Source organism: Burkholderia sp. Bp8994 (genome assembly GCF_003853805.1).
Classification (GTDB): domain Bacteria; phylum Pseudomonadota; class Gammaproteobacteria; order Burkholderiales; family Burkholderiaceae; genus Burkholderia.
This window is the reverse complement of sequence record NZ_QTQH01000032.1, coordinates 44567-56650: the sequence shown is the minus strand read 5'-3', so window position 1 is coordinate 56650 and position 12084 is coordinate 44567. Positions and strand designations below refer to the sequence as shown.

Sequence of the window (12084 nt, the reverse complement as noted above, 5' to 3'; positions counted from 1 at the left end):
TGTTCCTGTCGGCGTTCCCGAGCGCCGCGCTCACGGGCCAGTCGTTCGTCGTCAGCCACGGCTGGTTCATGCAGTAACGGGCTCCGGCACGGGCGGCCGCGCTGCGCGCCGCTTGTGTTGCAGCGAGCATTCGCTGACAGTAGAACGGCATGAAAAAACGCGCTCCGGGGAGCGCGTTTTTTGTTTCGGCAGAGCGGGTTGCCACCCGCTGGCACAGGCTTACTTCAGGACCGCAGCGACTGCGTTGGCGACCGCGTCGAGATTGCGCGTGTTCAGTGCAGCAACGCAGATCCGGCCGGTGCCGACTGCGTAGATGCCGAACTCTTCGCGCAGGCGATCGACTTGCGCCGAGGTCAGGCCCGAATACGAGAACATCCCGCGCTGCGCGTTGATGAAGCTGAAGTCGCGATCGACGCCGCTCGCCTTCAGGCGCTCGACGAGACCGTTGCGCATCGCGCGGATGCGGTCGCGCATTTCGCCGAGTTCCTGCACCCACGCAGCATGCAGTTCCGGCGACGCGAGCACGGCCGCGACGACGGCGCCGCCATGGGTCGGCGGGTTCGAGTAGTTCGTGCGGATCACGCGCTTCAGTTGCGACAGCACGCGCGTCGCTTCTTCCTTGCTCGACGTGATGATCGACAGCGCGCCGACGCGCTCGCCGTACAGCGAGAACGACTTCGAGAACGACGACGACACGAACGCGTTCAGGTCGGCCGCGGCAAACAGACGCACCGCGGCGGCATCGGCCTCGATGTTCTCGCCGAAGCCCTGGTAAGCCATGTCGAGGAACGGCACGAGGTTGCGTGCCTTGACGACGTCGACCACCTGCTGCCATTGCGCTTCGGTCAGATCCACGCCGGTCGGGTTGTGGCAGCACGCGTGCAGCACGACGATCGTGCCGGCTGCATAGCTGTTCAGCGCCGACAGCATGCCTTCGAAGTTCACGCCGTTGGTTGCGGCGTCGTAGTACGGGTACGCGACGACTTCGAAGCCGGCCGCTTCGAACAGCGCGCGGTGGTTTTCCCAGCTCGGGTCGCTGATCGCCACCTTCACGTTCGGGTTCACGGTACGCAGGAAATCGGCGCCGATCTTCAGTGCGCCCGTGCCGCCCAGTGCCTGCGCCGTGACCACACGGCCTGCGGCGATCAGCGGCGAATCGTTGCCGAGCAGCAGCTTCTGCACCGCTGCGTCGTACGCGGCGATCCCGTCGATCGGCAGGTAGCCGCGCGGCAGGCCGGCGTCGACACGCGCCTTTTCCGCTTCGCGAACGGCGCGCAGCAGCGGAATCTTGCCTTCTTCGTTCGTGTACACACCGACGCCGAGGTTGACCTTGGTCGGACGCGTATCGGCGTTGAAGGCTTCGTTCAGGCCCAGGATCGGGTCGCGGGGAGCAAGCTGGACAGCGGAGAAGAGCGACATGATGATTCGGCAGTAGTGAAAAGAGGGTCAGGCTTTCAGCCGGCGGGGCGGGCGCAGCGGACCGCGCGCCAACGGGCATGGCGCCGGAAAGCGCAGCAGCCTGACATTGTAGCGAATTCACGCTGCCGGAGGCGGCGATTGCGCGCCGAATTGCGATTTCGGACCGCTGCCGCGCGTCAGGAGCCGTCAGCGGTCCGCAACGCCGCGAAGCGCTAGAATAGTTTTTTTGCCCTCGCTCCGGCCGCACTCCATGTCCGAACATCACGCCGAAGTCGGCGACGCGCTCGACGAATCGAAATTCGTGACCTTCGAAGGGTCGCCGTTCCAGTTGTACCAGCCATACCCGCCCGCAGGCGACCAGCCGACCGCGATCGAAACGCTCGTCGAAGGTGTCGGCGACGGCCTCGCATTCCAGACGCTGCTCGGCGTGACGGGTTCGGGCAAGACCTTCACGATGGCCAACACGATCGCGCGGCTCGGCCGCCCGGCCATCGTGTTCGCGCCGAACAAGACGCTTGCGGCGCAGCTCTACGCGGAGTTCCGCGAGTTCTTCCCGCGCAACGCGGTCGAGTACTTCGTGTCGTACTACGACTATTACCAGCCGGAAGCGTACGTGCCGCAGCGCGACCTGTTCATCGAGAAGGATTCGTCGATCAACGAGCACATCGAGCAGATGCGGCTGTCGGCGACGAAGAGCCTGATGGAGCGCCGCGACGTGGTGATCGTCGCGACGGTGTCGGCGATCTACGGTATCGGCAATCCGTCCGAATACCACCAGATGATCCTGACGCTGCGCACCGGCGACAAGCTCGGCCAGCGCGACGTGATCGCGCGGCTGATCGCGATGCAGTATTCGCGCAACGAACAGGACTTCCAGCGCGGCACGTTCCGCGTGCGCGGCGACACGATCGACATCTTCCCGGCCGAGCATGCGGAGCTGGCCGTGCGCGTCGAGCTGTTCGACGACGAGGTCGAGACGCTGCAGCTGTTCGACCCGCTGACCGGGCGCGTGCGGCAGAAGATCCCGCGCTTCACCGTGTATCCGTCGTCGCACTACGTGACGCCGCGCGACACCGTGATGCGGGCGGTCGAGACGATCAAGGACGAATTGCGCGAGCGCCTCGAGTTCTTCCACCGCGACGGCAAGCTCGTCGAGGCGCAGCGCCTCGAGCAGCGCACGCGTTTCGACCTCGAGATGCTGCAGGAACTTGGCTTCTGCAAGGGCATCGAGAACTACTCGCGGCACTTCTCGGGCGCTGCGCCCGGCGAGCCGCCGCCGACGCTCGTCGACTACCTGCCGCCCGATGCATTGATGCTGCTCGACGAATCGCACGTGCTGATCGGCCAGCTGAACGGCATGTACAACGGCGACCGCGCGCGCAAGGAAAACCTCGTGAACTACGGTTTCCGGTTGCCGTCGGCGCTGGACAACCGGCCGCTGAAGTTCCCCGAGTTCGAGCGCAAGATGCGCCAGGTGGTGTTCGTGTCGGCGACGCCGGCCGACTACGAGCAGCGCGTGACGGGGCAGGTGGCCGAGCAGGTGGTGCGGCCGACCGGGCTCGTCGATCCGGAAATCGAAGTGCGCCCGGCAAGCTCGCAGGTCGACGACGTGCTGACCGAGATCAACGCGCGCGTGAACGCCGGAGAGCGCGTGCTGATCACCGTGCTCACGAAGCGGATGGCCGAACAGCTCACCGAGTTCCTGGCCGACCACGGCGTCAAGGTGCGCTACCTGCACAGCGACATCGACACGGTGGAGCGGGTCGAGATCATCCGCGACCTGCGGCTCGGCACGTTCGACGTGCTGGTCGGGATCAACCTGCTGCGCGAGGGCCTCGACATCCCGGAAGTGTCGCTGGTCGCGATTCTCGATGCGGACAAGGAAGGCTTCCTGCGCGCCGAACGCTCGCTGATCCAGACGATCGGCCGCGCGGCGCGCAACGTGAACGGCAAGGCGATCCTCTATGCCGATAACATGACCGAGTCGATGAAACGCGCGATCGGCGAGACCGAGCGGCGCCGCGCGAAGCAGATCGCGCACAACGAGAAGATGGGCATCACGCCGCGCGGCGTGGTGAAGCGCATCAAGGACATCATCGACGGCGTCTACAACGCCGACGAAGCGCGCGCCGAGCTGAAGGAAGCGCAGCAACGCGCGAAGTTCGAGGACATGTCGGAAAAGCAGATCTCGAAAGAGATCAAGCGTCTCGAAAAGCAGATGGCCGACTACGCGAAGAACCTCGAGTTCGAAAAGGCTGCGGCGACGCGCGACCAGCTTGCGTTGCTGCGTGAACGCGTGTTCGGCGCGAACGTGGGCGACCACGTCAACGGCGGCCGGTAAATCTTTCCAAACGTCACTGAAACCTTCTGGTAACACCGTTGTAAGCCTTGTCGGATCAGGGGTTTACGCGGTGTCTCGTTTGTTCCGGAGCCGGTTCGGTGCTAAACTTCGCAAGTATTGAGAATAGTTCGCATTAACGTTATTCGTTGCGTTAGTGTTTCCAGCGCGCGGACCTGACCGGCGGCGCGCAAGTCACCAGACAAATAACAAGGAGTGTCCATGTTGGGTTCTTCGTTCATCCGCACGTCGGTTGCGGTAGCGGCGGCGCTTGCCGCGATGTCGGCAACGGCAGCCGAATATCCGATCGGCAAGCAGCAGATCCAGGGCGGCATGGAAATCGGCGCGGTGTACCTGCAGCCGATCTCGATGGATCCGGAAGGGATGATGCGCAAGGCGTCGGATTCGGACATCCACCTCGAGGCCGACATCCACGCGGTCAAGAACAACCCGACGGGTTTCGCGGAAGGCGACTGGATGCCGTACCTGCAGGTCACGTACAAGCTGACGAAGCAGGGCGACACGAAGTGGAAGGCCGAAGGCGACCTGATGGGCATGGTCGCGAGCGACGGCCCGCACTACGGCGACAACGTGAAGCTGGCCGGCCCGGGCAAGTACCACCTGACGATGACCGTCAAGCCGCCGATGCAGTCGGGCCACATGGCGTTCGGCCGTCACGTCGACAAGGAAACGGGCGTGGGCGCGTGGTTCAAGCCCATCACCCTCGAATACGACTTCCCGTTCGCCGGTATCGGCAAGAAGGGCGGGTACTGATCGGTGGCATCACGGACGGCGCGCTTCGGCGCGCCGTCGGCGTAGAGAACCCAGAATGAAATTTCCCCAGAAAATCGTCGCCGCAGCCGCCGCGCTGTGGCTCGTCGGCGCGGCGCATGCCGCCGATCTGCCGACGTTCAAGCTCGAGATGACGGACGGCAAGCTGAATCCCGCCCGTATCGAAGTGCCGGCCGGGCAGCGCTTCAAGATCGAGATCCGGAATACCGGCAAGGGCGCCGCCGAATTCGAGAGCGTGCAGTTGCGCAAGGAAAAGGTGCTTGCGCCGGGCGCCGATTCGTTCGTGGTCGTCGCCCCGCTGTCGCCGGGCGAATACAAGTTTTTCGACGATTTCCACCAGCAGGCACAGGGCGTGATCGTCGCGAAGTAATGCGTTTTATCTGCGTGCGGGCGTACGCGTGCCTTGCCCCGCACGTCAGGAGGATTCAATGGGTCAGATCTTGTTCATCGTCTGGCGGGAGAGCGTCGAAGCGCTGCTCGTCGTCGGCATCCTCTATGCATGGCTGAAGAACGGCGACGACGACGCGCGCCGCGGCCTGCCCTTTCTCTGGACGGGCGTGGCAGTCGGCCTGCTGATGGCCGTCGGTCTCGGCGCCGCGCTCGTCGGCTTCACCGAAGTGCTGTCCGGCGACGCGCAGGACTATTTCCAGACCGCGATGGTGCTGATCGCGTGCGTGCTGATCGTGCAGATGGTGCTGTGGATGCGCCGGCACGGCCGCACGCTGAAGCGCGACATGGAGCAGTCGCTGCAGCAGAGCACGCGCGATTCGAACTGGTGGGGCGTCGCCGTGCTGGTCGCACTCGCGATCGCACGCGAAGGCAGCGAGACGGTGATCTTCCTGTACGGCCTCGGTTTCGGCCAGTCGGGGCACGTGGACGGCGGCCAGATGCTCGCGGTCGTGATCGGCCTCGGCCTCGCGCTCCTCACGTTCTATCTGCTGCAGCTCGGCGGCAAGTACTTCTCGTGGCGGCATTTCTTCCGTGTCACCGAAGTGATGCTGCTGTTCCTCGGCGCGGGCCTGTTCCAGACCGGCGTCGACAAGCTGATCGACAAGGAAATCCTGCCGCTCGGCATTTCGCAGGTGTGGGACACGTCGGGGATCCTCGATGATTCCGGCACGTTCGGTTCGCTCGTCGCGACGCTGACCGGCTACCGCGCGCATCCGGCCCTGACCAACCTGATCGCCTATGCGGTGTACTGGGCGGTGGTCTGGCTGCTGATGAAGCGCGCGAGCCGTCGTCCGGCCGTTCCCGCAGGCCGCGCGGCATGAGTGTCGTCGCCGCAGCCAAGCCGGGCTGGCTCGCGCAGGCCGGCCAGTGGATGCAGCGCCACGGCGCGGTGATCCGCGGCATCCAGTGGGTCGTCGTCGGCGTCTACGCATTCCTGATCATCGTGCCGGCGGTGTTGCCGCTGCCGGACGATTCCGCGCACCTCTGGAACAATCTCACGCTGATCGCGCAGTTCGTGTTCTGGGGCATCTGGTGGCCGTTCGTGCTGCTGTCGATGGTGATGCTCGGCCGCGTCTGGTGCGGCGTGCTGTGCCCGGAAGGCGCGCTGACCGAATATGCAAGCAGGTTCGGCCGCGGCGGCGCGATTCCGCGCTGGATGCGGTGGGGCGGCTGGCCGTTCGTCGCGTTCGGGCTCACGACGATCTACGGGCAGATGGTGAGCGTGTACCAGTACCCGCTCGCGGTGCTGTTCGTGCTCGGCGGCTCGACCGTCGGCGCGATCGTGATCGGCGTGCTGTACGGCCGCGAGAAGCGCGTGTGGTGCAAGTATCTGTGCCCGGTCAATGGCGTGTTCGGGCTGCTCGCGCGGCTCGCGCCGATGCGCTACAAGGTCGACGAGGATGCGTGGCGCCGCTCGTACAAGAACGGCGAGCATGGGCATCGCGTGATTCCGATCAATTGCGCGCCGCTCGTGCCGTTGCGCAACATGAAGGGCGCCGCCGCCTGCCACATGTGCGGCCGCTGCAGCGGGCACCGTGACGCAATTGAGCTGTCGTGGCGCTCGCCGTCCGACGAGGTCGTGAACCTCGGCGCGCAGCAGGCGAGCCCGTGGGACACGGCGCTGATCCTGTACGGCCTGCTCGGCGTCGCGATCGGTGCGTTCCACTGGACCGTGAGCCCGTGGTTCGTGCAGATCAAGCAATGGCTCGCGGGCTGGCTGATCGATCACGACATCACGTGGCCGCTCGAGACCAATGCACCGTGGTTCCTGCTCACGCACTATCCGGATCGCAACGACGTGTTTTCGTGGCTCGACGGCGGGCTGATCGTCAGTTACATCGTCGGCACGGGGCTCGTGTACGGCACCGCGCTGCTCGTGCTGCTGGCTGGCGCGACGCTGATGCTCGGACGCTTCGATCGCACGCGTCTCCATCATCTCGCGCAGGCGCTGATCCCGATCGCAGGTGCCGGCGTGTTCCTCGGGCTGTCGGCGACGACGCTGTCGCTGCTGCGGGCCGAGCACGTGCCGCTCGGCTGGGCAGCCGACGTGCGCATCGCGATTCTGGTCGGCGCGAACGCGTGGAGCGCCTGGCTCGCATGGAAAGTGACGGGGCGCTATGCGGCATGGCCGCGCCGGCTGGCTGCATTCGCGTGGTTCGCCGCAGGCCTGGCCGTGGTCGACAGCGCATGGTGGCTGATGTTCTGGGGTTTCTGATGCGGGATTGAAGGCCTTGCGGTCGGGTTCCGGCGGAACCAGAGGGTGGTCCGCTGCGTGGCTCCGGAACGCGTCGAAGCCGCAGCGCAGACAACCGCGATGCTTTTTCCGTTGCATCCGGACGCCCAAACGAAAAAGCGACACGTCCTTCGACGTGTCGCTTTTTTCTGCCTTGTGCGAGAACCAAAAAAGTGGCTTGGCTTGCTGCAACGGCTGCTTGAGTGTGTTTGCACGAAGGGGTCTAGATCTCGCGTGCAAGCCGTTACGCTGGCTACTGCCCAACACCTCTCAGGGAGGTGGTCCCCACAATACTCTGTCGTTACTTCGTCAGGATCAGTTTGCCGAGCCGCGTGGCACGCAACTGATACGTCTCTCCGTTATGCGCGATGCTGATGTGGCTGTGGCCTTGCAGCAGCGCATCGCTGCTGAGGGTCCGGGTGCCGGCATCGTGGCTACTAGCGGCGGGTTTCGCCGGCGTCGTGACCGCCGCCGTCTTCTGACGGTTGGCGCTTGCGGTGCCGGTCGGGCGGCGCAAGCTCAGCGTGGTCGGGCGCGTGGTGTCGGTCATTCGGTTGATCGGTGACTGTCGATACGATGGAATGAATTCTAAATGATAACTATTCCCATTTACAAAAACTCTTTATCGATCGATATGACGAATTCGATAGCCTGAGTCGAATGGGCGGCCCGCAGGCCGCCGCCGACGTCAGTGGAGCGGGTCGGGGTCCTTGCGCCCCTGGGCGTATTCGCGAATCAGGCGCACCGTGTCGATGTCCGACGTGCGATACGCTTCCTTGACGATGCCGTGCGTCTGGCGCGCTTCCTCGCTGTCGTCCGTGACGGTCAGCGTCGTGCAGTATTCGAAGCGCAGGAACAGCTCGTGGTCGTCGCGCTCCTCGATCGTCATCGTCAGCGAGCCGCCGATTTCGCCGCCGGCCGCATGGATGTCGTAGCGCACTTGCTGGTTCGGGGTGAACGTCACGCGGTCGCGCACGGTCGCATGCCCGTAGTGCAGTTCGCGTTCGAGCGTCGTGTCCGTCCGTTCGTGGACGACACAGCTGTCGAGGCCGATCACGAACAGCTGCGGCTGTTCGGCGCGCAGTACGAGGCCTTCCCAGAGCTGGTCGCGGGTCAGGGAGGGCACGGCCGGATCGTCGGAGTTGATCTGGATCAGATGTTCGAAATTCACGGGGGCGGGTTCCTTCTGGTGGCGGGCAGCCACATGGTTCAAGAAGTCATTGTGACGCAAAACGAGCGGTTTCGCGGCACCTGCGCCCCCCCGATCGGACGTCACGCTTCGATGCGACCCATGCGGCCGGTCTGGTAGTCGACGACGGCCTGCCGGATCTCTTCCTCGGTATTCATCACGAACGGGCCATAGCGGACGATCGGCTCGTTGAGCGGCACGCCGCCGATCAGCAGCAGGTCGAGCGGCGTATCGCCGGCCTCGAACGTCACCGCATCGCCATCGTCACCGTAGACGACCATGTGCCGTGCGTCGACCGGCTGCCTGTCGGGCCCGTAGCGGCCGGCTCCGTCGAGCGGGTAGGCGAACACGCGATACCCTGCCGGCACCGGCTGCGTGATCGTTGCGCCCGGTTGCAGCGTGAAATGCTGGTAGAGGATCGGCGTGCGCGTCTCGATTGCCGCACGCACGCCGAACGCTTCGCCGGCGATCACGCGTACCTGCGCGCGGCCGTCCGGCGACGTCGCGCTCGGGATGCGGCCGGCCGGGATCTCCTGGTAGCGCGGTGCGATCAGCTTGTCGCGGCGCGGCAGATTGACCCACAGCTGGAAGCCGTGCGAACGTCCGCCGGCCCGAGCGAACTCGGGATCCGGCATTTCGCTGTGCACGACGCCCGCGCCGGCCGTCATCCACTGCACGTCGCCGGGCCCGAGCGTGCCGGCATGGCCGGCCGAATCGCGATGACGAAAACGCCCGTCGAGCACGTAGGTGACGGTCTCGAAGCCGCGATGCGGATGGTCGGGCGCGCCCTTGGCTTCGCCAGGGGCATAGTCGACGGGGCCCATTTCATCGAGCAGCAGGAACGGATCGAAATCCATCAGCAGCCGGGTCGGGAACGGACGGTGAACCACGAAGCCGCCGCCTTCGGTCGTGCGAAGCGCGGGGTACGTGCGGTCAAGCGAGCGAGCGGTCGTCATGCAAAAGCCCTCGATAACATCGGAATAGCGTCATTTTTGAAACATAGCGCTATTATATTGGGCGTTTTACCGGCCGATTTGCGGCGGTTCGCAATGGATTGTTCTGAAATTGGAACGATGACATGAACATCGATGCACACAACCTGAACGACCTCATGTACTTTTCGCAGGTCGTCGAACACGGCGGTTTCTCGGCGGCGGAACGCGTACTGGGCATCTCGAAATCGCGCCTGTCGCGGCGCCTGACCGAACTCGAGGCGGCGCTCGGCGTGCGCCTGCTGCAGCGCTCGACGCGCAAGCTCGCGCTGACCGAGGCGGGAGAACTGTTCTACCAGCATTGCCAGGCGATGCTCGCCGAGGCGCAGGCCGCGATGAACGCCGTGCAGCAGCTGCGTGCGTCGCCGCGCGGCTCGGTGCGCGTGAGCGTCCCCGTTACCCTGTCGCAGACGATGCTGTCGCGCATCCTTCCCGAATTCCTGCACCGCTATCCCGAGGTCAAGGTGCACATCCGTGTGACCAATCGCGTGATCGACCTGTTCGAGGATTCGATCGACGTCGCGTTGCGCGTGCGCTCGGAGCCGCCGCAGAACGCGAACATCGTCGTGCGGCCGCTGTGGCGGACCGAGCAGATGCTGGTCGGCGCGCCGAGCCTGCTGAACCAGAATGCGCCGCCGCTCGTGCCGGACGATCTGGCCCATTTCGAGACGCTCGATACGCCGAGCGTCGACGGGCGGCACGTGTTCAGCCTGATCGCACCGGATGGCACGCGTCATTTGCACGAGCACGATCCGCGGCTCGTGACGGCCGACCTGATGACGATCCGCGAGGCCGTGCTCGACGGCCTCGGCATCGCGGCGCTGCCTGAGATGATGTACGGCAATGCATTGCGCGCGGGGCAGCTGTCGCCGGTGATGCCGGGCTGGACGCTGCCGGTGCCGCAGCTCTACGCGGTGTTCGTGTCGCGGCAGGGGATGCCGCCCGCGGTGCGCGCGTTCGTCGACTATCTGGTCGAGAAGCTCGACCACGGCGAATACAAGCAGCCGGGCTGCCCCGAGCGCGCGAAGAAGGATGCGGCGGCGGCCGATGCTTCGGCCACCTGAATGCAAGATGCGCGTCGTGGCAAATTTGTTTTGTCATTGAAGCGCCGCCTGCAATCGCAAGTTTCAATCGCCGGGACCTTGAATGCATCCGCGGGCAGGCCTATATTGAAATCCCATTTCGCGAAGGAAGTTCTGAGCGGAATCAGGTGGCCGCATATATTGCGAGCCAGATAGGGCAGAACGCGCAGTCCGTGCAGACCACGGTAGCCGCATTTGCGTTGCTCGAGGCGCAACCGATACCGCCGAAGAGCCCGCCGCCCGAAGGCGCCCGCGTGCGCATGAAAAAAGGCCTTCATCTGGCGATGAAGGCCTTTTACTTTGTGTGCGGCCGGCTAGGCGCTGCCGGCTAGGTGCGGCCGGCTAGGTGTGGCCGGCGAGGCGCGGCCGGCCAAGCGACCGACCGTCGCGTAGCGAAATGCGCGTGCGTTACTTCGCCCTCGCAGTCGGCTCCGTCACGAAGCCGAGCTTCGTCAGGCCGCCGGCCTGCGCATCGGACATCACTTCGGCCACACGTTCATAGGCAACCTTGCGATCGGCACGCAGGTGCAACTCCGGTTGCGGCTGATGCTGTGCCGCTTCCGCGATGTGCGCCTGCAGTTGCTCGCGCGTGACCGTCTGTTCGTTCCACAGGATCGTACCGTTGCCCTGGATCGCGACGTCGACTGTCTGCGGCTTTTCGTCGACGGGCTGGCTGCTCGCGTGCGGCAGGTCGATCTTCACCGCATGCTGCATCGCCGGGATCGTCACGAGGAAAATGATCAGGAGTACGAGCATGACGTCGACGAGCGGCGTCATGTTGATCTCGCTCATCACACCATCGTCGTCGTCATCGCTGAAGCCGGTGTTCATTGCCATGGTTCACCCCGTCTCAGCTGGCGCGTGAAGCAAGGCGCAGGCCGTCGCGGGGCGACGACGATGCGAGGCGCGCACCCGTCACGAAGTACGCGTGCAGACCGTGCGCGAAGCGGCGCAGCTTGCTGACGACACCCTTGTTCGCGCGGGTCAGTGCGTTGTAGCCGAGCACCGCGGGAATCGCGACGAACAGGCCGAAGGCCGTCATGATCAGCGATTCGCCGACCGGACCCGCGACCTGGTCGATCGACGTCTGGCCGGTTGCGCCGATCGCCAGCAGCGCGTGGTAGATGCCCCAGACCGTGCCGAACAGGCCGACGAACGGCGCCGTGCTGCCGATCGACGCGAGAATCGCGAGACCGGCCTGCATGCGCGAGATGCCTTCGTCCATCGTGTCCTTCAGGCAGCGCGTGACCCAGTCCGACACGTCCATGCGGTCGTGCAGGTGCGGTTGCGTCTGATGGTGGTGATCGGCGGCTTCCTTGCCCGACAGCGCGAGCGCGAGGAACGGGTTGTCGCTCGGCGTCGATGCGGCGAGCCCGAGCTTCTTGATGCCGTCGTCGAAATCGTCCGAATGCCAGAACGCCTGCTCGGCATTCTTCGTGAGACGGTTCAGGCGAACCACGTTCCAGCCCTTGACGATGATCACGATCCACGACAGGACCGACATCACGAGCAGCGTGATCGCAATGGCGCGCGTGACGAAATCACCTTGCGCCCAGACGTGCGCGATACCGTAGCTTTGCATTTTTGTT

The 12084-nt window shown here is 64.9% G+C and carries 12 protein-coding genes; 6 read left to right on the top strand and 6 right to left on the bottom strand.

Annotated elements, in window-relative coordinates; genetic code table 11:
• Positions 1-219: 219 nt before the first annotated feature.
• On the bottom strand, positions 220-1419 hold the full coding sequence (locus DIE04_RS27950) for an amino acid aminotransferase (RefSeq protein WP_124524019.1): 1200 nt from the start codon (positions 1417-1419) through the stop codon (positions 220-222).
• A 250-nt stretch (positions 1420-1669) separates the two neighbouring features.
• On the opposite strand from DIE04_RS27950, the gene uvrB reads away from it, so the two are divergent.
• From uvrB to DIE04_RS27920, 5 genes are all read left to right on the top strand, one after another.
• Positions 1670-3760 (top strand): excinuclease ABC subunit UvrB, encoded by a 2091-nt coding sequence (gene uvrB, locus DIE04_RS27940; RefSeq protein WP_044848990.1) that lies wholly within the window; start codon positions 1670-1672, stop codon positions 3758-3760.
• Between the two features lie 219 nt (positions 3761-3979).
• On the top strand, positions 3980-4531 hold the full coding sequence (locus tag DIE04_RS27935; RefSeq protein ID WP_124489781.1) for an iron transporter: 552 nt from the start codon (positions 3980-3982) through the stop codon (positions 4529-4531).
• A gap of 55 nt (positions 4532-4586) precedes the next feature.
• Complete coding sequence (locus tag DIE04_RS27930) at positions 4587-4919, top strand: cupredoxin domain-containing protein (RefSeq protein WP_124489782.1); 333 nt, start codon at positions 4587-4589, stop codon at positions 4917-4919.
• A 58-nt stretch (positions 4920-4977) separates the two neighbouring features.
• Positions 4978-5820, top strand: coding sequence for an FTR1 family protein (locus DIE04_RS27925; protein ID WP_124489783.1), 843 nt, complete (start codon positions 4978-4980; stop codon positions 5818-5820).
• On the top strand, positions 5817-7214 hold the full coding sequence (locus tag DIE04_RS27920) for a 4Fe-4S binding protein (protein ID WP_124489784.1): 1398 nt from the start codon (positions 5817-5819) through the stop codon (positions 7212-7214). Before DIE04_RS27925 ends, DIE04_RS27920 begins: the two co-directional genes overlap by 4 nt.
• Positions 7215-7533: 319 nt before the next feature.
• Here the strand turns inward: DIE04_RS27920 and hemP are convergent, their stop codons facing one another.
• From hemP to DIE04_RS27900, 3 genes are all read right to left on the bottom strand, one after another.
• Positions 7534-7782, bottom strand: coding sequence for a hemin uptake protein HemP (hemP, locus tag DIE04_RS27910; RefSeq protein ID WP_124489786.1), 249 nt, complete (start codon positions 7780-7782; stop codon positions 7534-7536).
• A gap of 138 nt (positions 7783-7920) precedes the next feature.
• Complete coding sequence (locus DIE04_RS27905; protein WP_124524016.1) at positions 7921-8403, bottom strand: SRPBCC family protein; 483 nt, start codon at positions 8401-8403, stop codon at positions 7921-7923.
• A 101-nt stretch (positions 8404-8504) separates the two neighbouring features.
• Positions 8505-9377, bottom strand: a complete 873-nt coding sequence (locus DIE04_RS27900) for a pirin family protein (RefSeq protein WP_124524014.1) — start codon at positions 9375-9377, stop codon at positions 8505-8507.
• A 122-nt stretch (positions 9378-9499) separates the two neighbouring features.
• On the opposite strand from DIE04_RS27900, the gene DIE04_RS27895 reads away from it, so the two are divergent.
• Entirely contained in the window at positions 9500-10477 is a 978-nt protein-coding gene (locus DIE04_RS27895; protein ID WP_124489788.1) for a LysR family transcriptional regulator, read from the top strand.
• A 426-nt stretch (positions 10478-10903) separates the two neighbouring features.
• Here the strand turns inward: DIE04_RS27895 and DIE04_RS27885 are convergent, their stop codons facing one another.
• Positions 10904-11332: a biopolymer transporter ExbD gene (locus DIE04_RS27885; protein WP_124489789.1), complete on the bottom strand. Its 429-nt coding sequence runs from the start codon at positions 11330-11332 to the stop codon at positions 10904-10906.
• A gap of 13 nt (positions 11333-11345) precedes the next feature.
• On the bottom strand, positions 11346-12077 hold the full coding sequence (locus tag DIE04_RS27880; RefSeq protein ID WP_044848999.1) for a MotA/TolQ/ExbB proton channel family protein: 732 nt from the start codon (positions 12075-12077) through the stop codon (positions 11346-11348).
• Between the last annotated feature and the right edge of the window lie 7 nt (positions 12078-12084).

What these genes read in the sequence shown, in the direction of transcription:
- DIE04_RS27950 (WP_124524019.1), bottom strand. Translation starts at nt 1,419, where the DNA reads ATGTCGCTCTTCTCCGCTGTCCAGCTTGCTCCCCGCGACCCGATCCTG.
- uvrB (WP_044848990.1), top strand. Translation starts at nt 1,670, where the DNA reads ATGTCCGAACATCACGCCGAAGTCGGCGACGCGCTCGACGAATCGAAA.
- DIE04_RS27935 (WP_124489781.1), top strand. Translation starts at nt 3,980, where the DNA reads ATGTTGGGTTCTTCGTTCATCCGCACGTCGGTTGCGGTAGCGGCGGCG.
- DIE04_RS27930 (WP_124489782.1), top strand. Translation starts at nt 4,587, where the DNA reads ATGAAATTTCCCCAGAAAATCGTCGCCGCAGCCGCCGCGCTGTGGCTC.
- DIE04_RS27925 (WP_124489783.1), top strand. Translation starts at nt 4,978, where the DNA reads ATGGGTCAGATCTTGTTCATCGTCTGGCGGGAGAGCGTCGAAGCGCTG.
- DIE04_RS27920 (WP_124489784.1), top strand. Translation starts at nt 5,817, where the DNA reads ATGAGTGTCGTCGCCGCAGCCAAGCCGGGCTGGCTCGCGCAGGCCGGC.
- hemP (WP_124489786.1), bottom strand. Translation starts at nt 7,782, where the DNA reads ATGACCGACACCACGCGCCCGACCACGCTGAGCTTGCGCCGCCCGACC.
- DIE04_RS27900 (WP_124524014.1), bottom strand. Translation starts at nt 9,377, where the DNA reads ATGACGACCGCTCGCTCGCTTGACCGCACGTACCCCGCGCTTCGCACG.
- DIE04_RS27895 (WP_124489788.1), top strand. Translation starts at nt 9,500, where the DNA reads ATGAACATCGATGCACACAACCTGAACGACCTCATGTACTTTTCGCAG.
- DIE04_RS27885 (WP_124489789.1), bottom strand. Translation starts at nt 11,332, where the DNA reads ATGGCAATGAACACCGGCTTCAGCGATGACGACGACGATGGTGTGATG.
- DIE04_RS27880 (WP_044848999.1), bottom strand. Translation starts at nt 12,077, where the DNA reads ATGCAAAGCTACGGTATCGCGCACGTCTGGGCGCAAGGTGATTTCGTC.